At 36.3% G+C, this 22,238-nt stretch carries 15 protein-coding genes; 10 read left to right on the top strand and 5 right to left on the bottom strand.

Annotation, left to right across the window (positions count from 1 at the left end; translation table 11 throughout):
• Window positions 1–45: 45 nt before the first annotated feature.
• The 3 genes from AB8P06_RS10495 to AB8P06_RS10505 all read right to left on the bottom strand — a co-directional run bounded on the left by AB8P06_RS10495 (window position 46) and on the right by AB8P06_RS10505 (window position 4,871).
• Window positions 46–1,503, bottom strand: a complete 1,458-nt coding sequence (locus AB8P06_RS10495; protein WP_369841269.1) for an LptF/LptG family permease — start codon at window positions 1,501–1,503, stop codon at window positions 46–48.
• 122 nt (window positions 1,504–1,625) lie between these two features.
• Complete coding sequence (gene lolA1 / locus AB8P06_RS10500; protein WP_369841272.1) at window positions 1,626–2,273, bottom strand: outer membrane lipoprotein periplasmic chaperone LolA1; 648 nt, start codon at window positions 2,271–2,273, stop codon at window positions 1,626–1,628.
• 78 nt (window positions 2,274–2,351) lie between these two features.
• A complete protein-coding gene (locus AB8P06_RS10505) occupies window positions 2,352–4,871 on the bottom strand; it encodes an FtsK/SpoIIIE family DNA translocase (protein ID WP_369841275.1) in 2,520 nt (839 codons plus the stop codon).
• A 414-nt stretch (window positions 4,872–5,285) separates the two neighbouring features.
• On the opposite strand from AB8P06_RS10505, the gene AB8P06_RS10510 reads away from it, so the two are divergent.
• Window positions 5,286–8,564: a cytochrome c biogenesis protein CcsA gene (locus AB8P06_RS10510; RefSeq protein WP_369841278.1), complete on the top strand. Its 3,279-nt coding sequence runs from the start codon at window positions 5,286–5,288 to the stop codon at window positions 8,562–8,564.
• A gap of 94 nt (window positions 8,565–8,658) precedes the next feature.
• Here AB8P06_RS10510 and AB8P06_RS10515 read toward each other — a convergent pair whose 3' ends face one another.
• Window positions 8,659–11,448: a polysaccharide lyase family 8 super-sandwich domain-containing protein gene (locus AB8P06_RS10515; protein WP_369841282.1), complete on the bottom strand. Its 2,790-nt coding sequence runs from the start codon at window positions 11,446–11,448 to the stop codon at window positions 8,659–8,661.
• 604 nt (window positions 11,449–12,052) lie between these two features.
• Here AB8P06_RS10515 and AB8P06_RS10520 point away from each other — a divergent pair.
• The 4 genes from AB8P06_RS10520 to AB8P06_RS10535 all read left to right on the top strand — a co-directional run bounded on the left by AB8P06_RS10520 (window position 12,053) and on the right by AB8P06_RS10535 (window position 17,484).
• Window positions 12,053–12,784 carry a DUF3667 domain-containing protein gene (locus AB8P06_RS10520; RefSeq protein ID WP_369841285.1) on the top strand — a complete coding sequence of 244 codons (732 nt, stop codon included), beginning with the start codon at window positions 12,053–12,055 and terminating at the stop codon, window positions 12,782–12,784.
• 65 nt (window positions 12,785–12,849) lie between these two features.
• Window positions 12,850–15,915 carry a M60 family metallopeptidase gene (locus tag AB8P06_RS10525; RefSeq protein ID WP_369841288.1) on the top strand — a complete coding sequence of 1,022 codons (3,066 nt, stop codon included), beginning with the start codon at window positions 12,850–12,852 and terminating at the stop codon, window positions 15,913–15,915.
• 171 nt (window positions 15,916–16,086) lie between these two features.
• The gene (locus AB8P06_RS10530) at window positions 16,087–16,956 is read left to right on the top strand and encodes an SPFH domain-containing protein (protein ID WP_369841291.1); all 870 of its coding nucleotides are present in this window, start codon (window positions 16,087–16,089) and stop codon (window positions 16,954–16,956) included.
• 339 nt (window positions 16,957–17,295) lie between these two features.
• Entirely contained in the window at window positions 17,296–17,484 is a 189-nt protein-coding gene (locus AB8P06_RS10535) for a type II toxin-antitoxin system antitoxin (protein WP_369841294.1), read from the top strand.
• Between the two features lie 45 nt (window positions 17,485–17,529).
• Here AB8P06_RS10535 and AB8P06_RS10540 read toward each other — a convergent pair whose 3' ends face one another.
• Window positions 17,530–17,679, bottom strand: coding sequence for a histidine kinase (locus tag AB8P06_RS10540; RefSeq protein WP_034670154.1), 150 nt, complete (start codon window positions 17,677–17,679; stop codon window positions 17,530–17,532).
• A 135-nt stretch (window positions 17,680–17,814) separates the two neighbouring features.
• Here AB8P06_RS10540 and amaB point away from each other — a divergent pair, with 135 nt between their 5' ends.
• From amaB to AB8P06_RS10565, 5 genes are all read left to right on the top strand, one after another.
• Window positions 17,815–19,365 carry an L-piperidine-6-carboxylate dehydrogenase gene (gene amaB, locus AB8P06_RS10545; RefSeq protein ID WP_369841298.1) on the top strand — a complete coding sequence of 517 codons (1,551 nt, stop codon included), beginning with the start codon at window positions 17,815–17,817 and terminating at the stop codon, window positions 19,363–19,365.
• An 80-nt stretch (window positions 19,366–19,445) separates the two neighbouring features.
• Entirely contained in the window at window positions 19,446–20,771 is a 1,326-nt protein-coding gene (gene lat / locus AB8P06_RS10550; RefSeq protein WP_369841300.1) for an L-lysine 6-transaminase, read from the top strand.
• A 61-nt stretch (window positions 20,772–20,832) separates the two neighbouring features.
• Window positions 20,833–21,063, top strand: a complete 231-nt coding sequence (locus tag AB8P06_RS10555; RefSeq protein ID WP_369841303.1) for a DUF2007 domain-containing protein — start codon at window positions 20,833–20,835, stop codon at window positions 21,061–21,063.
• Window positions 21,064–21,149: 86 nt separating this feature from the next.
• A complete protein-coding gene (locus AB8P06_RS10560; RefSeq protein ID WP_369841306.1) occupies window positions 21,150–21,665 on the top strand; it encodes a GNAT family N-acetyltransferase in 516 nt (171 codons plus the stop codon).
• 116 nt (window positions 21,666–21,781) lie between these two features.
• Complete coding sequence (locus tag AB8P06_RS10565) at window positions 21,782–22,237, top strand: transcriptional regulator (RefSeq protein WP_369841308.1); 456 nt, start codon at window positions 21,782–21,784, stop codon at window positions 22,235–22,237.
• Window position 22,238: the final 1 nt, after the last annotated feature.

The raw sequence follows: 22,238 nt of genomic DNA on the forward strand, positions 1-22,238 counted from the left end.
TAAAAATTAAAAACAAAAAAGATCCGGAATTTCCGGATCTTTTTATTACTGATATCTTTTATGTTCTTTGTTCTTGCTAAACCGTTTTGTGATTGGTTTTAAGAAAGCTTTGTATTTCTCGGCATCAAATAATTGTGAATCTGTAAGTGCCTTATAAGTCATGATCACTCCAAACGGGAAGAGGATCATATTCGGAAGCCAGGCCGCGAGATAAGGATTTAACTTTCCGGACCATGCCATATTTTCCATACCTACATTAATTACATAGAATATGATGAAAATAACAATAGCAATAATTACAGGAACTCCCATACCTCCTTTCCTGATGATAGACCCTAAGCTGGCTCCGATTAAAAAGAAAATAATACAGGTAAACGAATAGGAGAGTATCCTTTGCTGGTAAATGACAACCTTACTGAAATACTTTATATTAGGTTTAAAATCATTGGTTTTCCCATCCAACATTGATTTTAAGTTGTCTAACCGGTTATAAGCATTATAAATCATCTCCATTTTCTTATCGGTCTTTATCGTATCAAGTTTCATCTGAAGCTTTGCCGGTGTTTTAGCTTTATTGGTTTTATCCATGTAGCTTACCACAGTATTGGTTTGATTTAGAACATCTGTGGTAACCGTTGTGAAAAACTTATCGTTTTCTTTTTTATTGCTGTCAATGGTTTTGTTCAGCTGATTATATGTCTGGAAACGGTAATCATCTGTAATCTGTTCTTCTTCTATGGCTTTATTGATGATTTCACTGACATCGAAATGAGAAACCAGCGTATCAAATTTGATAGCCTGATCCGGTTGTTTCAGTCGTACGGCTTCACCTTTTCCTGCAAAATTATCATCAAATACGTAACCGTTATACAGGACAAGTTTAAGGTAGTTTTTGTTGACAGCGGGAACGAATTTTCCCCTTTCCGCTACAATTGACTGTTGGTTTTCATACGTTGTAGCTTTTCTATGCACAAAGATCCCTTCAATATTTTCGTCATTCTCGCCGTAAATTTTATCAAATTTCACCATATATCCGGGAATCTGATCAATAAACTGGCCGGGTGTGAAATTCAGAGCCGGCTTTGTCTGTGCAATATTGAAAAGCATATTTTTTGCCTTTCGTTGAAAATCCGGGATAATATTATTGGAGAAAAAATAAAGCATGACTGCCATTACAGTGGTAACACCCAGCAACGGCACCATTACCCTGGTCAGTGAAATTCCCGCAGCTTTCATGGCTGCAAGCTCATACCGCTCTCCAAATTCACCGAAAGACATAATACTTGCCAAAAGAATGGTAAGGGGAAGTACCATACTGATAACACTTACTCCCAGATAGAACAGAAGTTTAATGATTTGCCAGTAGCTTAATCCCTTTCCCATAAACTGCCCTAACTGAACCCAGATAATGTTTACAATAAATATGAAAAACAATACACTGAATATAAAGAAAAACGGCCCAAAGAAGGTCTTTATGATATATCGGTCTAGTATTTTTAACATTCGCCAAAATTAATCAAAAAGCCACAAAGTTTTCTTTGTGACTTTATATTTTATTATTTTTTTATCATTATATAAAAGTGGAAAATCATAAAACAACAGATTTGCTTCTGATTTAACCCCTTTTATAATTCTGTAATTATGTAATTCTTATATTTATTCTTATCAAATACAAACATATTCGGGTCAAGTTCCTGGTTTTCTTTGTATTCTTTAATGGCAATTACGGCAACATCTTTATTATTTCCGTGCTGTTCCAGTTTTACCATCTGTTTTTTTACGGAATCTACAAAAAGATAAACATATTTTATCCCGTTTGCTTTGATTGGAGTAAGCTTGATAAAATCAGCATTAACGCCGTTTACTTTCTTCTTACCGTTATAAGTGACATTATAATCATTTCTGTAGGTGGAAAGATAATTGATAGGAGAAAACATCGAGCTGCTGCCATTAGGTTTTGCAATTGTTACTTCCATATCTTCAGCATTGATGTTATAGATCTTATTTCCATCAAAGATCTGTTCCGTACCCATAATTTTCAGCTTATACTTGTCTCCAGCAGAATAATAAATTCCGGGTTCTGTTTTATCCACAAGCTCATTGGTACCACTTCCGAAAGAAAACTTGAAATAGGAGTTCTTTTTAGAATTATAATTGGCTGTAATATCATCGAGGATCTTTTTAGCTTTTGCATCAATTTTCTGAGCATTGGTAAAACCTACCGCTCCAACAATAAAACCTCCTAATATAACTTTTGAAATAATTTTTTTCATTTTTTTTACTTTTATAATAACCTGTAAACATTAGACACTCTTCACTTTTAAAAGTTAAACTCACACTGAGTTTTTCTCTTAACTACGCAGGTCTTCCAAAAACTGTTCCAAAGAATGCAGGTCACTGATCAGGACCTCTCTGGCTTTCGCACCATTAAATCCACCTACAATACCGCTCGCTTCCAATTGATCCATAATTCTTCCGGCTCTGTTGTATCCAAGCTTCAACTGTCTCTGAAGCATAGACGTTGAGCCCTGCTGGGTAGAAACTATGATTCTTGCTGCATCTTCAAACAGAGCATCTTTTTCATTCGGATCGAATGTTCCTACTGTACTTGTAGAGTCCTCAGAAACATATTCCGGAAGTAAAAACGCTGATGCATATCCTTTCTGTTCGCCGATAAATTCAGCAATTCTTTCTACCTCGGGAGTATCTACAAAAGCACACTGAAGCCTTAAAATCTCATTTCCGTTGAAATAAAGCATATCACCTTTACCGATCAGCTGATCAGCTCCGGTGGAATCCAGAATCGTTCTGGAGTCTACACTTGAAATCACCCTGAAAGCCGCTCTTGCCGGGAAGTTGGCTTTGATCATCCCTGTGATTACATTCACTGATGGCCTTTGGGTTGCAACAATAAGGTGAATTCCGACTGCTCTTGCCAATTGGGCTAATCTTGCGATAGGTAATTCAACCTCTTTTCCTGCCGTCATAATCAAATCGGCAAACTCATCAACGACCAAAACGATGTAAGGTAAATAACGATGGCCGTTTTCCGGATTTAATTTTCTTTCCGTGAATTTTTTATTGTATTCCTTTAAATTTTTACAGAAAGCATTTTTAAGAAGGTCATATCTTGTATCCATCTCGACACAAAGAGAGTTCAGCGTATTGATTACTTTATTGGTATCTGTAATGATGGCTTCATCCACATCCGGAAGCTTGGCAAGATAGTGTCTTTCAATTTTTGAATATAATGAAAGCTCAACCTTTTTAGGGTCTACCATAACGAATTTCAACTCGCTCGGGTGCTTTTTGTAAAGAAGAGAAGTAAGGATCGCATTAATACCTACCGACTTCCCCTGTCCTGTAGCACCGGCCATCAGTAAGTGCGGCATTTTTGATAAATCGGCCATGAAGATCTCATTGGAAATAGTTTTTCCGAAAACAACAGGCAGATCCATATCCGTATTCTGGAATTTCTGGGAAGCAATTACAGAACGCATGGAAACCATAGTGGGATTTTTTCTCGGAACTTCAATCCCGATGGTTCCTTTTCCTGGCATTGGTGCAATGATTCTGATTCCCAATGCAGAAAGGTTCAACGCAATATCATCCTGCAGTTTTTTAATAGCAGCTACACGTATTCCGGCTTCCGGCACAATTTCGTATAAGGTAACGGTTGGCCCGATCGTAGCTTTGATTTCAGCAATTCCAACGTTGAAATTCTTTAAAAGACCTACGATCTTATTTTTATTTTCTTCTAATTCTTCTTTATTGATGGATATTTCCTCACTTCCGTAATCTTTTAATAAATCAACGGGTGGCATATGGAAATTGGGCAGATCCAGTTTATGATCGTAAAGACCGTGTTTTTCTACCAGTTCCTGTGATTTTCTGTCGGAATCATCCAACACGTCAACTACCGGGGCAACTTCAACATTGAATTTGATATTTTCCTGTGCTGTTGAAGCAGGTTTAATGTCAAAAGCCTGCTCAGGGGTTGAAACCGGAACGCTTGGCTTGGTATTCAGATTCAGGTTAAGTGGTTGGGAAGATTCCTTTTCATCATCAAATGAAGTCTGGTTAGGGGTAGAAATTGTTTCAAGGTTGGTAGACACAGGAACTTCAGGGAAACCTTTGGGAACATTTACAGGTTCTTGTGGCTTTATAGGTGTATCCACCATTTCAGTTACTGTGATCTTGGATTCATTTTCTTTATTCTCTTCTTCCAGTTCTTCATCAGCTTCGAAATTCTCATCGGAACTAGGCATCATTGATTTTACTTTTCCGATGGTATTTTCATTGATCTCATTCAATTTATTTTTAATTGAGCTTGGACGCAGGTTGAATTCTAAAACGAAATATAAAAGGATACTTGCGGCCAATACGACCCAAAGACCAACGGTTCCGATAATGGCATTAAGATAATCCATAATCTGGTATCCGTATACACCACCTAAAACGCCTTGTCCTTTGGTAATAGCACCAAATAAAACAGGAAGCCAGCAGATGAAGAACAATGAATGCCCGACCGTTTTCCAGGGTTTAAATGTCTTCTTCTTCAGAATCAGGGTTCCGAAAACAAGGAAAAGGAATGCAATGATAAAAGAAGCGACTCCTATACTTTCAAAAATAAAAAGATTTCCCAGCCAGTCGCCGAGTTTTCCAAAAATATTTGATGATTTTATCCCTTTGTCAAGCATTGTTCCGGCCTGACTCTGATCTGCTTTCCAGTTCGCCAGATAAGATATAAACGAAAAGGTAAGAACTACAGAAAAAAGTATAAATATAAGCCCGAAAAAAATACGGGGTTTCGATAAGATTTTGCCTTTTTCAGACGATTCCTGTTGTTTGGTTTGTGTCTTTTTATCCATAATATCAATGTGGGCAAATTTAATGTTTTTTCAACATTAAAAGAATCTTTTTTACTCAAAAAGAAATGGTAATTTATACTTATTTTTTTGAAAATTCATCCTGTTTATTGATAATTTATCCTTAAATCTGTTTCTGAATGAGTTTGTAATGAATGATTTATATTCAATGGGAGTTTTTTAGTTTATGTAGTAAAATATATGCTATCTGTTTTTATTTAATGAAAAATATTTTTTTTGAACAGGTATTATGAATCTGTTTCTTCATGATCTTGAAAATTGTTTTTTCTATAATGCTTTTAGTATTATTAAGAATGTTTCAAAATAACGATTTCAGGCCTCAAAATGACAAAAAACAGCTTTTTTTATCGACCCTTTACTTAATCATCCTTATTTTTGCATGTCAAGTAAAAAAATATGAAGAAGCTCCAAGATATTCTTATCTCAACCAGAACAATGGCTGTACTGTTGCTGATATTTGCATTTGCAATGGCTTATGCAACGTTTTTAGAAAACGATTATGGTACACCTACAGCTAAAGCATTAATTTATGAAGCAAAATGGTTTGAATTAATCATGTTTTTGCTTATTCTTAACTTCATCGGAAATATCGGAAGGTACAGACTCTGGAAAAGAGAAAAATGGCCGGTTTTGATTTTTCACCTCGCTTTTGTTTTTATCTTCATCGGTGGCGCCATCACAAGATACATCAGTTTTGAAGGTACCATGCACATCAGAGAAGGCGAGACTTCCAACGAAATTGTAACGGATAAAAATTTCTTTAAGATTCAGATTGAAGAAAAAGGAGATGTTCTTAATTATCAGGATGTTCCTTACCTGATGTCACCTTTACATAAAGATTTCAATGCGACTTATGATTTCCATGGGAAAGAAATAAAGGTTGTGGCAAAAGAATATGTTCAGAGAAAAAAAGACAGTTTAATTGCTGATGCCAACGGTGCCGAATACCTGCATCTGGTATCAACAGGACAGACCGGAAGACAGAATATCTACATCAAGCCGGGAGAAACAAAATCGATCAACGGAACACTGGTGACTTTCAACAGGGCAATTGACGGAGCTGTTGAATTTAAAAATGAAGGCGGAAAATTATTCATTAAAACACCTGTAGATGCGAGTTTTATGACGATGGCCACACAGGCAACAGGAAATACTAAAAAAGATGAATTCCAGCCTTTGGTTTTAAGAAGCTTATACAGCATCAACGAACTGAAGCTTGTGGTACCTGAAGGTCTTAAAAAAGGAAAATTATTAGCTTTTGAAGGCGACAGAAAGAAAGACCAGGCTGTTCCTGACATGCTGACTGTCGAAATTCAGGGGCCAAAAACAAAACAACTGGTAGATCTATCTGTAGAAAAAGGAAACCCGAATGCTTACAAACAGGTAACCATGGACGGATTGAACATTATGGTGGGATTTGGTCCTAAAGTTTACAATACGCCTTTCGCATTAAAACTGGATGATTTCGTGATGGAAACCTATCCGGGAAGTTCATCTCCAAGTGCTTATGAAAGCCATGTGAAAATTATTGACGGCGGAAAAGAAACTCCTTATAAAATCTATATGAATAATGTTCTTAATCATGGTGGATACCGCTTCTTTCAGGCCAGCTTTGATCCGGACAGAATGGGAACCGTACTTTCTGTAAACCATGATTATTGGGGAACGCTGATCTCTTATATAGGCTATACATTATTATTCGGTGGAATGTTCTTTATTTTCTTCTGGAAAGGAACTCATTTCTGGAAGCTGAATAAATTGCTTACCAACGTTAATAAAAAGAAGACGGCAGCGGTTCTTTTATTGTTGTTAAGCTTAGGATTAAACGCCCAGAAAATTGAAACACACGGCACAACAGACGGAAGCAGAGAACACATTCATGTAGAAGGAGACGGACATACCCACGATGCAGCTCCGGAAATGGGAACAGCGCAGACCCAGCCTCAGACGGCACCTCAACAGAATTCTCTGGCTCAGCCACTGACTAAAATGAGAACGATTTCTGCGGATGAAATTATTGCAAGAAATAAAATAAGTAAAGAGCATGCAGATAAATTCGGGTATCTTCTGGTACAGAATTTCGAAGGAAGGATTGTTCCGATCAATACTGAAGCTCTTGATATTTTAAGAAAATTATACAAAAAAGACGAGTTCAAGGGAACCGACGGAAAATCTCTTACGGCCAACCAATGGTTCTTATCTATTAATACGGATACACCAAGCTGGACGATGGTTCCGATCATTAAAGTGGGGACTAAGGGCGGCGATGAATTAATGAAAAAGACCAAGGCAGATGATGAAGGATACACTTCATTAATGAACCTTTTCCCGGCTGATGCGAATGGAAACCTTACCTATATCTTAGAACATGATTACAATATAGCTTTCCGTAAAAAACCATCTGAACAGACCAATTATGATAAAGAAGTTATTTCTGTAAACGAAAGGGTTCAGATTTTTAATGAGTTTTTCAGTGGTCAGTTTATGAGAATTGTTCCTGTGAAAAATGACGCTAATCACACATGGCATTCATGGCTAGATCAGAAGTTTGAACCGGACATGGAATCTCAGCAGGTAATGGGACCTTATTTTGCAGAAGCTTTGGCTGCTCAAAAATCAGGAGACTGGAGCAAGGCAGATGCTGAGTTGGTAAAGCTTTCGGATTATCAGCAGAAATGGGGTAAAAGTGTTGTTCCGTCAAAGTCTAAAGTTGATTTAGAGGTATTCATGAATAAAGTGAATATCAATTTTAAATTATTAATTTTCTATACCTTAATCGGTGGATTATTATTGATTTTAGGTTTTGTTGAGTTGTTCAAGCCAAACAAAATTTTAAATAAAACCATTAAAGTCATTATCGTTTTAGGGTTGGTAGGCTATGTATTCCATTTCTTAGGATTGGTGGCAAGATGGTATATTTCAGGCCACGCTCCTTGGAGTAACGGTTATGAAGCTATTATTTTCATCTCCTGGGTAGGAATTTCTGCGGGATTGTTGTTATACAGAAATGCCAATGCATTGATTCCTGCAGCTGGATTTATGGTGGCTGTTATCATGATGGGATTTGCACACGGAGGTTCAGCTCTTGATCCTCAGATTACACCATTGGTTCCGGTATTGAAATCATATTGGTTGATTGTACACGTTGCGATCATTACGTCAAGTTATGGTTTCTTTGCCTTATCGATGATTATTGCGGTTATTTCATTGGTATTCTTTATTATTTCAAATAAACCGACTTATAAATTACATCACGATACTACTTTAAAAGAACTGGCAATTGTTTCTGAAATGTCTCTTACCATCGGTCTTTTTGCCTTAACAGTAGGGAACTTCCTTGGTGGGATCTGGGCAAATGAATCATGGGGCAGATACTGGAGCTGGGACCCGAAAGAAACATGGGCCTTCATTTCCATTATGGTGTATGCTTTTGTTTTGCACATGAGACTCGTGCCGGGACTGAGAAGCAGATGGGCATTCCACGTGGCAACGATGTTTGCTTTCTGTTCAATGGTAATGACTTATTTCGGGGTAAATTATTACTTAAGCGGGCTTCACTCATATGCAGCGGGAGATCCGGTTCCGGTTCCGGCTTGGGTATATATAGGTTTGGGAACAATGCTTCTTTTGTCAACAGTTTCTTACTTTAAATTCAAAGTATTGAATAAAAAATAAATAAAAGTCCTGAATAACGACATACTAAAAACCAGAGCAAAAATGTTTGCTCTGGTTTTTTATTTAATTGTATCGGATTTAAAAAATATGATGTTTATTGTTTGATCAGTTTTTTACAGGTATTGTCTGCGCAGACCATGTAAGTACCGGTTGCAAGATTATTAACGTCTAAATGTACTCTTTTGTTTTCTTTTACCATGGGAACTCCTGATGTTACATCTCTTCCGCCCATATCCATTATTCTGATGTCAGAAACCAGATTGTTTTTGAAGATGATAGATGCTTTTCCTTTAGATGGGTTGGGGGAGATGGTAAAGTTTTCGTTATTATATTTCACATTCTGCACATTCAGGAATGCTTCAGGAATAAGAGTGGTCTGGATGGTAAGTCCATTAATGGTATTAAAAATAAGTTCAGTATCATTACCATTAATGGTTGCTGTAACATCATTAGCAGGGTTCTGTAAAACCCATTTGCCAGCCACAGTTATTTTTACCGGATCCTGTTGTGGAATAGAATTGACCTTGTTAACATCTGAATTGATTTGAGAAAGCGTATAAAAAGCATCAAGAGGCATTATACCTAAATTAGGATTAGTTAAACTTACTTTTAAGCTATTACCGGCAGTGGCCAGTTGAGTCATTACAACGCAGGGTTTGTTTGCATTTTTTAACACTCCAACATTAAAATTTGTAGTAGCATTAAAAATAACATAATTAAATATATCTTCAGCAACAAACCGTACTACATGTGCATTGTTATCCTGTTGTAAAACAGAAAAATAGTTGCTGAAATTATTATAAAGGTCCTGTGCTCCGGCAGTGCCTCCCTGAACTGCAATGGCATATTGATAAGAGCTGTTTGCCGGTGCTATACCATGATTAAAATATGCTGTGGCATAATTTCCATTAGTTATATTGGCTCCTGATTCGTCTTTCGATATCTGATTGCTCCTTACAATCTTCAGTTCGCTGTTGTTGATAGTTCCTGCAGGTACTACATAAGCATTGCCTACACCATCAGTTGCCCAGACCCCGCCGCCGTTTTGGCTGAAAACATCATTTAATACATTATGCGTAGTTCCGTTTATGACTGTAGGTGTGTTTGCGGTTGTAAGTGTAGTTTGAAATAATGTTGTGTGTATGCTGTTAGTGCCATTCACATCATTAATACCTGAACCCAGGCATAATATCTTATCCTTATAAAAGAAATTGGTTTTAAAGGCTGTTGCTGAAGTGGGTGAATTGGCATCTTTATAATCCATACCAAATACTCCATAAGTAGCATCTAAATTGGCATGAGCAAGAAACAGTTTTCCGCTGAACAAACGTGCCTGGTTATCATTCATTTGATCAGGTGTAAGATAGGCTACTGTTGTTCCGGGAATATGTGCCCAATCCCAGCCATTAACTCCCAAACCACTGGCAGCTCTGGTTGAGGGCGAACCTGTAAGAATTTCCATTGCCCCGGCAGATTGGTATCTCCCAAATCTGTTTTCACCGGTACCTCCGGCGCTGCCTGCGTTTTCGTAATGCCAGATATGTTTACTTGTACCTTTCACACTTACCATGGCACCATTATATTTGTGAGTGCTTAAACCTGCATAGGGAAAACCAAAAGAACCTGTTACTTCAACAGCACCCACAGGGTTCTCTGCCAGTGTTTGTACAATGTTTTGTGATGCATTCATGGCACTAAGTACATTAATACTTGTAGTGGCATTGCTATAAAGAGCAGAGCGTTCGCTGGTAGAGCAGGTATTCCACAGTCGTCTGAACTCTTTGCCCAGAACCTGGTTCCCGACAGGATCAGCTATATACTGCAATGCCATAGCATACATCAAATTATTGAGTACCTGTGTGTCGTTTGGGAATCTTCCTGTCAGCCCGCGGGGAATTTCAAATCTGTTACTAAATTTTGTCCAGTTTAATGTAGTTCTTTTCAACAAATCCCGGGCTTCGGGTGAAAGTTCGTACGGCGTATTTTTGAGTATTAGATTCAGGGTTGAAATAACATTTACGGCATTTTCTCCATAAGTATTGGAGTATGCACCTCTATGGTGAAAGGTCATCAAATCGGGTTTAATCTTGTCTGCCCAGCCATAGCTTATTTTCAGAGCATTGTTAAGATAGGCTTTTAAAAAATCCATATCTGCTATTTTGTCACTGCTGTCGTCTTCTGATAAAATATAGCAAAACCTTTGTTGCGATAAAGATCTCATCATATCGGTATTACTACCTGGATAAGTAAAAGTAAGCACACCATAATCAGGATCCAGAAATTCGGTTATTTTTCCTACCGTGGAAAAATGATGAACAAACTTGCCGGCATTAACCAATTCTTCTTTCATCATCATTACCGAAGTTGAATAAGCTCCCATTCTTAATCCTGTTGAACCTCCCATTTCTACAATTTGTTCAGGTATGTCCACATTCAATGTAAAATTGCTGGAGGAGCTGATGCCTTTTGCTTGTAAATAATCAAAAACTTTAATAATCTGTGCAAGAAGTTGAGGGTTGTGGTAGTTAGAATTTGATGGATTACCATTTACAATAGGCCCTTTGATACAATAAGGAAATACTAACCGGATAAGTTGGGTTTCTACCGTATTTCTAAGAGCACTTTTATCATTATTATTGTTTACAATATCCCAAACCGGGCCTGGGTTGTTCAAATCTAAACCGTCAGCAAAAGCTTTCGCATTCGTAAGATTAGTGCCAATATACCTGTTGTATCTACTACTTACCTCTGTTTTACTGTAATCAGCTCCTTCCCCGGTAAGCCAGTTGATATACTTGGTTTTTATATTATTGATCTCATTAATCTGGGCCTTGATAGAGAATGATGAAATAATGAAACAGAAAATAATAAACCTTAAAAACATAGTTCGAATTTTTACTATGAAATTTACAACATTAAGATCTTGTAAAGACTTTACTATATGGTATAAAATAAAAATGCTAACAATTAATTTTTGAATATCAATTTTAACTTATTTAAAATCAAAATATTGTGTTTTTCTCAATTAACATTTTGTTATCTCAAATGCCACAGATATTATACTTTATTGCGAAATACTATAAAATAATTTATTTAAGCAGCAGGATGACTTTCTGAAGTTAAAATTCAAAAATTTTTGCTCTTGAAAACTCATCATGCCACATAACGTAATCATGTCCGGAAGGGGCAATATCTGTTTCAGTAATATGCGAATGATGCATTATCTATTGAATTTTGATTTAATGTAGGAATCTGAGTATGGGAAATACTGATTTTAGGTAGAAATATTCGATAATTAAAAAAGAAAAGATATAATTAACGAAGTTTAAAATTTAAATATCTGAAAAACATTTTTTTAAGTTTGAGAATACTAACAAATTTAATCCAAACTAGGATAACCTGATAACAAGATTTAATGCCGGAAAGAAATGAGTAATCTGAATTTTTTATTTGTTTTGCATTTTATATTGTTATCAAGTATCCTCAATATGATAGAGAATAATAGAATAGCGGAAAGAAAAGGATCTCAAAATAGAGAAGCTAAAGAATCCGAAAATTTAAAAAAAATAGACGGGAAGTATATTCTGAATGAAATCAGGCATGTATTGCATTTTGAGGAAGGTTTTCTGTTTACTTTAAAAGAAATGACTTTGAGACCTGGAAACTCAGTGAAGGAATACATTGAAGTGAACCGGAAAAAGTATGTAAAACCTCTTATCTATCTTATATTCTCATCAGTATTTTTTGTCTTGACCGCCAACTTTCTGGAAATTCCTTTTTCTTTTTTCGGGATTGATTATGTGTATCAGCTGACAGGAAGAAATTTTGAAAGACTTCTCAATAAACACCTGGGATATGCCATATTATTCTCAGGCTTTTTTTATGCGTTATGGGTTTGGGTGATGTTCAGGAAATCGAAATATAACATCTATGAAATATTCATACTCATGAGTTTTCTGTTTGGTAACTGGATCTTTATTTCCACTTTTTGTCTCATATTTATTTATCTGATCACCTATATCAGTATACCTTTCGCTCTGATATTAATAAAACTTTCTTTTTATGCCCAGCTGATTTATGTTGCCTGGGGTGTCGCTCAGTTTTTCGGAAAACAAAATTGGATAATTTATGGTAAGGCATTTTGTGCACCTGTATTAGGTGTTTTGTCTTTTCTTATTTTTTGGACACTCACTGGTTTTCTGCTGGATAAATTATTTTAAGATGTATTTATGTATACTAAAAATAGTTTGCCAGACTGGTCTTATTTTTTAATATCCTATTTATTATGATTAAAAAAAATATTTTCTTTTCCTTTTTTATTTTTATCCATATTGTAATCAATGCACAGATTCAGGTAAATCCGGTTTTTGCTCAAAGCAGTAAACCATCACAACCCGGTTCTGAAATTGTCAAAGCAATGGATAATAATAACAGTACCCTTTATCAGACAAAATCCTCCCAAAACGGAATACCGGATGTTATTGATTTTTATTTTGCGAACATCCAGGATATTGTAAAGATAGAGTATATTCCGCGTACTAGTGGCAGTAACGGAATATGGACCAATATTGATGTAGAATATTCCACGTTAAGTACTCCCAATACATTTAATGCAGTACAAAGCAATATTGCTTTTGCAAATAATAGTTCGGTAAAAACTGTAGATCTTTCTGCATTGCCACTTACGAATCTTAAGGCAGTAAGGATACGTGTTAATGCCGGAGTTAATAACTATTCTTCGGCGGCAGAAATCAAGTTTTACTCTTCTGTTGCTCAAAATGTAAACCCCATTACAGATTGTACAATCCCGACCAATGAGTTTAATGCACTATCCAATGTAAAATATACTCCTTCGTCAGTTTCTGTAAATCCTCCTGCAAACAGTGTTGCAGAGGGTGCCGATAAAACCATAGACAATAATCCCGCTACATTCTATCATTCAAATTATTCAGGAAATCCATTCCCTGTCAATCTCACTTATATCTTTACAGGAAATAATGTCATTAATTCCGTAAAATATACGCCAAGACCCAATGGAGGAAACGGAGATTTCGGAGCCGGGGAAATCTGGTACAAACAGACTTCTTCTTCAGCAGCTGTAAAAGTGGCAGATTTCAATTGCGGGTTTTCAAATCAGCCTGTTTTAATTCCTCTTTCCCAGGCGCTGACCAATGTTTCGGAGATTACGGTAAAAGTATTATCCGGGGAAAATAACTTAGCAAGCTGTGCAGAAATGGAATTTTTTAATAATGAACAGTTCAGCCTGAATGTATACAGCAATATCTTTAACAACCTCCATTCCGAACTGAAGCCGGGAGTAACGCAGGCTGATATCAACGGAATTTCTTCACCTTTTTTTAAAGCTTTAGCTCAGTGTTTATACAACAATACATATAAGAAACGCTTTCGTACACAAAATTATGTTGTTTATCCTGTCATCAGCTCTGTCACTGCACAGCTTAAGACAGCAGGTGCCAATACCTGCGAAAATCCTACAGGTATCCTGTTCAAATCAGGGACTAAGGCGGTGATCTTTGTAGGAACAACCAATGGAGCTCCTGTAAGTCTGCAAACCCTGGATTTTGCGGGTGAAGATAATCTTAATAAGAAAGTCTATAGTTTAGCAGAAGGATTGAACATTATTGATATCACAGCTGACGGACTTGGTTATATTGATTACTTTAACAATACACCAAACTTGAATCCAATTACAATCAATATCACCACAGGCCTGGTAAACGGCTACTATGATCCACAGGTAGACTCTGATACTGATTGGCAGAATAACCTTACCAACAACGTCTATAAAAAGTATGATGTAAAAGGTACCTATATTAATTTAAATCTTGAAAAAGCCGGTCTGCAGAGACAATCTTATTTAAGCGGACAGCTTTTGGTTAGTAACTATGATAAGATCGTAAAAAAAGAATACGAACTGATGGGACTGTTTAAATATAACCGTGTTCCTAAAAATCATATGTTTCTTTATACTCCTGTAGGCGGAGGGCTGTATGCAGGTGCCTTTGGTGCCCATATGGGATTGGGAAGTGCAGATGATCTGTCCGACAACTTTAATGCAGACGCCCTTTTCACTAATATCTGGGGACATGCCCATGAATTGGGACATATCAATCAGGTAAGACCTGCCTTCAAATGGCATGGAATGACAGAAGTGACTAATAACATTTATTCTGCATATGTTCAGTATCTGTACAGTACAGATTATCCCGGAAGTACAAGATTTGACAAAAATGTTTCCGGATATGCAGGTTATAGCCCGAATGTAGTGGGTGGGGAATACAATGCGAGCATTAATCTGGGCCAGATTCAGAATAAAAGTATCTATGAGATATTAAATTCTACTGACCGTGCTTCAACAAGAGTTGCCACTATTCCTTTATGGCAATTAATGCTTTATTATGGAATAGGAGGAGCAGCGAAAAACCGTCCTTCACTGGAACAAAGGCTTTCCGGAACGCCTGCCACAACGGGACAGCCGGATACTGCATTCTGGCTGGCAGATCTTTTAGAAATATGCAGAACGGTTAACACTTCCAACGTTAGCGATGTTCAGCTGATGTTGAATGCCATCTCCAATATATGTGATGTGGTACAGGAAGATCTTACAGATTTTTTTGTAAAAGGCGGTTACCTGCGTCCTGTAAATAAAATCGTTTTTGATTACAGTAACAAAACAATTACTGTTACGGATCAGCAGATTGCCAACACTATTGCTGTTATTAAAAGTAAAAACTATCCAATGCCTGCATCACCGGTGATCAATTACCTTTCCACAAACAGTATTAATTTCGTAAGACAGCAGGCCCCTCTCATAGGAACTCCGATGGTTGGGGTAACCTTAAATTCTAATTCAGATCCGGATTTGGTTTCCCTGAATGTTGATGCCCAACTCTGGAAAAATGTAATTGCCTTTGAAACCTATAATCAGAACACCATTATAGATGTTGCTGTTTTTGGTACGGGAAATGCTGCACTGGACTTTACAAAAGTCCGTTATCCACAGAACGCAACCAGTGTATATGCGGTAGGGTATGATGGCACCAGAAAGCTTGTTTATCCTTCATTGCCAACCCTTTCAACGAGCGAGGTCTTATCAAAAAATAAAGATGTTTCTATATACCCCGATCCTGTAACAGATATCTTATACGTTAAGAACAATACCCATTTTTCGCAGTTTGAAATCTATGATACATCTGCGCGTCAAATAATGAAAGGACCGATAAAAGAAGGGAAAGTTGTAGTCACAGAATTACCCCCGGGAAATTATATTCTGATCTTAAAAAATGGGAAAAATATTCAAAGTTTTAAATTTATCAAAAGAAAAGAATAAGCATTCATTAATTAATAATTATGTGTTCTGAGATAATAAAGTTGGTTTCCGGAACTCATTTCAAAATACTGGCTTTTTTAGTCAGTATTTTTTTTTGAAAAAAAAATTGCAGTTTGGAAAAATTCACATATCTTTATGATATCAAAATAATATCATTTTAAACTTTTATCTATGGAAAAAACCTTAAAACCCATGTCTGGCTACCTGGCATTAGTATTTTGCTTAATACTTATGGTGGTCTGTGTTTATTTATTCATTACCGGATTAAGTGGAGAAAATATCGGGACTACAGTGGTCTCAATCCTTTGTTTCATTGCATTTATCTTTTTCATTAAAGGTCTTATGATTATTCAGCCTAATCACTCAAGAGTACTGAACTTTTTTGGAAAATATGTGGGAACGGTAAAAGATAACGGACTATTTTTTATCAACCCGTTATATTCTTCACAAAAAATGTCACTTCGTTCCGAAAACTTACAGGGACAAACTTTAAAAGTGAATGATAAAATGGGAAATCCAATAGAGATTGCAGTAGTAATGGTTTGGAAAGTAGGAGATACCTATAAGGCGGCTTTTGATGTAGAACGTTATTCAGATTTTGTAAAAATGCAGAGTGAGGCTGCAGTACGTCATTTGGCGATGAGCTTTCCTTATGATAATCTGGAAGATGATCATGCTCCGATTACCTTAAGAGAAGGTGGAGATAAGATCAATTCTATCCTGGAGCAGGAACTTACCGATCGTCTTTCAAAAGCAGGAATTATCATTCAGGAAGCGAGAATTTCACACCTTGCCTATGCTTCAGAAATTGCAGGAGCAATGCTTCAGAGACAACAGGCTACGGCAATTGTAGCGGCAAGAACAAAAATTGTGGAAGGTGCTGTAGGAATGGTTGACCTGGCTTTGAAAAAACTGTCTGAAGAAAATATCGTTGAGCTGGATGATGAAAGAAAAGCAGCTATGGTAAGTAATCTAATGGTCGTGCTTTGCGGAGAAAAAGCCGCAACCCCGATTCTAAATGCAGGAACTCTTTACAATTAGTAATTAAGATTTGAAATTTTAAAACGAAAATTAATAACCGGTTCCAGTTGTACATTTTGAAATCAACCTTAATTGCTGATAATTAGGTAAGCATATTTTTTAAGTGAAATACCCTTGTTTATCTTTATTAAAATTGTTCTATTTAAAAAAACATTGTTTAGCCTTGCGATTATGAACGTAAAAAAAGACGAAAAGTTGATTTTAATTTCTTTAAACTAAGATGTTTCACCTATTTCGAAATACGGGATTCAAAATGCACAACGGTATTAGTAATGAAAATTTATTGCAGCAAAAGACTTTTAGGCTTTCTGCTAAAATAAATTATTAAAAATCAAGAAAATGAAATCTGAAAAAACTCCAAGATCTTCTGAGAATAAAGGCAAAAAATCCTTCGTTATTAGGATAGATGAAAGTACGTATAAGCTTCTGGAGAAATGGGCGAATGATGAGTTCAGAAGTGTGAACGGACAAATTGAATATTTGCTTCACCAGAAATTAATAGAATCCGGGAGAAAAAAGAAAGAATAGTTTTAATATAAAAAAAGCAAAAGCAGAGAAAATTCTCTGCTTTTTTTATTTGATACAACTTTGAAGCGTATCTGCTCCGAAGTAGAATATGACAAGCCAGATTAAACCCTTAATGGTAAAAAAAGCAAATCCGGCCCAGCCGACACGTTTAAACCATTTTTTAAACTTTGAATTATTTTCTTGTGGATTTTCCATTTCTGAAATTAAAAAAATTACTTGTACAAAGATAAGCATGTTTATAATTAGTCCAAATAAAAAACAAACTTAAAAATTAAAATTTTGGGATTCATATAATATTTTTATCTTTAGCATAAACGAAAAGTAACATTTATGTCTAAAAAAGTAAAGGATTTCGGGATTGAAAAAAATCTCAAAAATCTGGGTATTAAGAATGAAAATAAAGGAACTTCTACAGGCGGTAAGTCTTTTGCTTCAGGGAAAACAATAGAAAGTTTTTCTCCCGTAGATGGAAAATTGATTGCTAAAATTAAGACTTCCGGGGAAAGTGATTATGACAAGGTAATAGAATCTGCTCAAAAAGCATTTCAGGAATTCAGATTGATTCCTGCTCCCAAAAGAGGAGAATTGGTAAGACAATTAGGATTAAAATTAAGAGAATATAAAGATGATTTAGGAAAACTTGTTTCTTATGAAATGGGTAAATCATTACAGGAAGGTTTAGGAGAAGTTCAGGAAATGATCGATATCTGTGACTTTGCTGTAGGGCTTTCAAGACAGCTTCACGGCTATACGATGCACTCCGAAAGACCGGGGCACAGAATGTACGAGCAATACCACCCGCTTGGAATTGTAGGAATCATCACCGCTTTCAACTTCCCGGTTGCCGTTTGGGCATGGAATACTGCTTTATCATGGATCTGCGGTAACGTTACCATCTGGAAGCCTTCAGAAAAAACCCCGCTTTGTGCCATTGCATGTCAGAATATCATGGCTGAAGTATTAAAAGAAAACAACCTTTCAGAAGGAATTTCAAGTTTATTGGTTTCCGACCATGAAATCGGGCAGAAACTGGTAGATGACAAACGTGTTTCTTTGGTTTCTTTCACCGGTTCTACAAGAGTGGGAAGAATGGTTTCTTCCAAAGTGGCTGAAAGATTCGGAAAATCAATCCTTGAATTAGGCGGAAACAATGCAATCATCATTTCTAAAGATGCAGATATTGATATGTCTATCATCGGTGCTGTTTTCGGCGCTGTAGGAACAGCAGGGCAGAGATGTACTTCTACAAGAAGGCTGATTATTCATGAAAGCGTTTATAATGAAATAAAAACAAGACTGGTAAAAGCTTACGGTCAGTTAAAAATCGGAAACCCGTTGGATGAGAACAATCACGTAGGACCGCTTATTGATACCGATGCTGTAAACCAATACGAAGAAGCGATCAAAAAATGTAAAAAAGAAGGTGGGAAATTCATTGTGGAAGGCGGAACTTTAAGTGGTAAAGATTACGAGTCAGGATGCTACGTAAAACCATGTATCGCTGAAGTGAAAAATTCTTATGAAATTGTTCAGCATGAAACTTTTGCACCGATTCTATATCTGATCAAATACAAAACATTGGATGAGGCGATCGCGATCCAGAATGACGTTCCTCAGGGATTATCATCAGCCATCATGACGCAGAATTTAAGAGAAGCCGAATTATTCCTTTCCCATGCAGGTTCAGACTGTGGAATTGCCAATGTAAACATCGGAACTTCAGGAGCTGAAATTGGTGGTGCTTTCGGAGGTGAAAAAGAAACCGGTGGCGGAAGAGAATCCGGCTCGGATGTATGGAAGTATTACATGAGAAGACAGACCAATACAATCAATTACACAACCAATCTTCCTTTAGCACAGGGAATTAAATTTGATCTTTAAAACTAAATATTAAACTCAATTAAAGACTGAAAAATCGAAGGTTCAATTTTTCAATCTTTTAATCTTTCAATCACAAAAATATGGAACACACATTAGATATACAGGCAAATAAGGTAAAAGAAACGGTAGGAAAACACGTTCTCGCAGACGGGTTTGATTTCGTAATGGATATTGAAAAATCTCATGGTTCATGGCTGTACGACAAGCTTACGGACAGGGAATTTTTAGATATGTTTTCCATGTTCGGATCCGGATCTGTAGGTTACAACCACCCTTATATTGTTGAAAAATCTGCATGGTTAGGCAAAATGGCGGTTAATAAGCCAACACTGGCAGACGTCTATTCAGAAGAATATGCTCATTTTCTTGAAGTTTTCGAAAGAGTGGTCATTCCTGAAGAATTACAGTATGCCTTTTTTATCGAAGGCGGAACTTTAGGGGTTGAGAATGCAATGAAAGCATGTTTCGACTGGAAAACCCGTAAAAATTTTGAGAAAGGACTTCAGACTGAAGCCGGAATCTGCATCCATTTCAGACAGGCATTTCACGGAAGAAGCGGTTATACTTTAAGTTTAACCAATACTTCAGATCCAAGAAAATATCAATATTTCCCGATGTTTGAATGGCCGAGAATCCTTAATCCGAAACTGAATTTCCCGATCACCGAAGAAAATTTAGAAGAGACGATTAAAAACGAAAGAATGGCTTTATTGCATATCGAAGAAGCAATTCTCTCAAACCCGGATAAAGTGGCTTGTATCATCATCGAACCGATCCAGGCTGAAGGCGGGGACAATCATTTCAGAGATGAGTTTTTTGTTGAATTGAGAAAACTTTGCGACGACAATGAAGTACTGCTGATCTTTGATGAAGTACAGACCGGAATAGGAATCACCGGAAAAATGTGGGCTTTCCAGCATTTCAGTGCCAAACCGGATATTATTTCTTTCGGTAAAAAAACTCAGGTTTGCGGTGTTTTAGCCAATAAAGAAAAATTTGATGAAATCCCGAATAATGTTTTCAGAGAAAGCTCAAGAATCAATTCTACCTTTGGCGGAAACTTTATCGATATGCTTCGTTTCCAGCTGGTAATGGAAATTATCGAAAAAGAAAACCTGGTAGAAAATGCTAAGGTTGTCGGAGAATATTTATTAAACGGTTTGCAAAACCTGGCTCAGAAATATCCTGAAAAAATTTCCAATGCAAGAGGAAGAGGCTTAATGTGTGCGATAGATTTGCCATCGGGAGAGCAGAGAGATTATGTAAGAAATGAGCTTTTTAACGATGGTTTAATCATCCTCGGATGTGGTGATCAGGCACTTCGTTTCAGACCGCACCTGAATGTTTCCAAAGAAGAAATTCAGCTTGCTTTAGACAAAATTGAGCACACTATTAACAAAATTTAAAACTCAGGATTTGTGATTTTGGAAAAAAAAATCTATATTTAGCTATTCAAAAGGATAAAATATGGAAAGAAGTACGAGAGTATCAGTTTTTGAAAGTGATAATCCTTCAGAAATTCAGCTAATCAAATCAAAATTAGACGACGCCCAAATCACAAACGAGGTTGAAAATAATTATCTGACTTTTACTACCACGCCTACGGCAACAGGGCTAAAAGTTATGGTGGATTTAAATGATGAGAAGAAAGCATTTGAAGTTATCGATGCTTATCTTCAACAAAATGAAAATCAATAAAACAATTTCATAATTTTAAATTTTACTACTTCGAACCGAAAATTAATTTTTTAATTAGTTTTCGGTTTTTTAATTTAAATCAAAACATGAATTCAGCAGAAATTAAATTAAGGAAAGCCGGAATTGAAGACCGGAATATCATCTGGGAAATAATACAGCAGTCTATCGAAAGAAGAAGAAAAGACGGCAGCACCCAATGGCAGAACGGATATCCCAATATGGATACAGTAGAAAGTGATATTGCAAAAGGTTTCGGATATGTGCTTACGGTAGATGATGAAGTGGCGGTATTTGCTGCCTTAATCTTAAATGATGAGCCTGCCTACAGTACCATAGAAGGAGCGTGGCTGAGCAACGGTGAGTTTGTCGTGGTTCACAGGGTTGCCGTGGATGAAAAATTTGCTGGTCAGGGATTGGTAAAAAAACTTTTCGATCATATAGAAGAATTTACAAAATCCAAAGGAATCCAGAGCATAAAAGTAGACACCAATTATGATAATATTGCCATGCTGAAAATCCTTGAAAGCAAAGGATATTCCTACTGCGGTGAAGTGGTTCTTGCCGGCGGAGTAAGAAAAGCTTTTGAGAAGATTATAATTTGAGTAAAAAGTTAAATCGCTTTTCATTGAATTTTTAAAACAGCCTATATTTATAAACTCTATCATCTTTGTTCGTTTAGTTCTGAACTAATTTCTACTTTTGTTCAAATTTTTATATTATGCACCAAAGTATAGAAGTTGATGAAAAAATTTTTCAGGATGCTGTAAAATTCTATGGCACCGTTTTCAACATACCTCCTTTAGCTTCAAAAATTTACGCCTACCTTCTTTTCGATTATGAAAAAGTAGGGATTACTTTTGATGAGTTTGTTGAAGTGCTTTCCGCAAGTAAAAGTTCCGTTTCTACAAGTATTTCATTACTGTTAAATGCCCAGCTCATCGTAGACCATAGTAAAATGGATGAGCGGAAACGTTATTTTTTCATCAACGATGAGTATAAAAAAATAAGATTTGAAAAAATAGTTCAGAAGATGCAAGACGAATTAAAACTACTCGATGATTTAAACACCTTTAAAAAAGTAAAAGATGATGGCTACAATGAAAGGATAGAAGCTTATAAAGTTCTCTTAAACAAAAACATAAAAAATATTCAGGAATCTCTTAATAAACTATAAA

The sequence above is a fragment of the Chryseobacterium tongliaonense genome (assembly GCF_041224435.1).
Lineage (GTDB): Bacteria > Bacteroidota > Bacteroidia > Flavobacteriales > Weeksellaceae > Chryseobacterium > Chryseobacterium tongliaoense.

Bases quoted from the DNA above. Each gene is read 5' to 3' on its own strand.
- AB8P06_RS10535 (WP_369841294.1), top strand. From the start codon at position 17,296: ATGAAATCTGAAAAAACTCCAAGATCTTCTGAGAATAAAGGCAAAAAA.
- AB8P06_RS10510 (WP_369841278.1), top strand. From the start codon at position 5,286: ATGAAGAAGCTCCAAGATATTCTTATCTCAACCAGAACAATGGCTGTA.
- AB8P06_RS10540 (WP_034670154.1), bottom strand. From the start codon at position 17,679: ATGGAAAATCCACAAGAAAATAATTCAAAGTTTAAAAAATGGTTTAAA.
- lolA1 (WP_369841272.1), bottom strand. From the start codon at position 2,273: ATGAAAAAAATTATTTCAAAAGTTATATTAGGAGGTTTTATTGTTGGA.
- AB8P06_RS10560 (WP_369841306.1), top strand. From the start codon at position 21,150: ATGAATTCAGCAGAAATTAAATTAAGGAAAGCCGGAATTGAAGACCGG.
- AB8P06_RS10520 (WP_369841285.1), top strand. From the start codon at position 12,053: ATGATAGAGAATAATAGAATAGCGGAAAGAAAAGGATCTCAAAATAGA.
- lat (WP_369841300.1), top strand. From the start codon at position 19,446: ATGGAACACACATTAGATATACAGGCAAATAAGGTAAAAGAAACGGTA.
- AB8P06_RS10515 (WP_369841282.1), bottom strand. From the start codon at position 11,448: ATGTTTTTAAGGTTTATTATTTTCTGTTTCATTATTTCATCATTCTCT.
- amaB (WP_369841298.1), top strand. From the start codon at position 17,815: ATGTCTAAAAAAGTAAAGGATTTCGGGATTGAAAAAAATCTCAAAAAT.
- AB8P06_RS10495 (WP_369841269.1), bottom strand. From the start codon at position 1,503: ATGTTAAAAATACTAGACCGATATATCATAAAGACCTTCTTTGGGCCG.
- AB8P06_RS10525 (WP_369841288.1), top strand. From the start codon at position 12,850: ATGATTAAAAAAAATATTTTCTTTTCCTTTTTTATTTTTATCCATATT.
- AB8P06_RS10530 (WP_369841291.1), top strand. From the start codon at position 16,087: ATGGAAAAAACCTTAAAACCCATGTCTGGCTACCTGGCATTAGTATTT.
- AB8P06_RS10505 (WP_369841275.1), bottom strand. From the start codon at position 4,871: ATGGATAAAAAGACACAAACCAAACAACAGGAATCGTCTGAAAAAGGC.
- AB8P06_RS10555 (WP_369841303.1), top strand. From the start codon at position 20,833: ATGGAAAGAAGTACGAGAGTATCAGTTTTTGAAAGTGATAATCCTTCA.
- AB8P06_RS10565 (WP_369841308.1), top strand. From the start codon at position 21,782: ATGCACCAAAGTATAGAAGTTGATGAAAAAATTTTTCAGGATGCTGTA.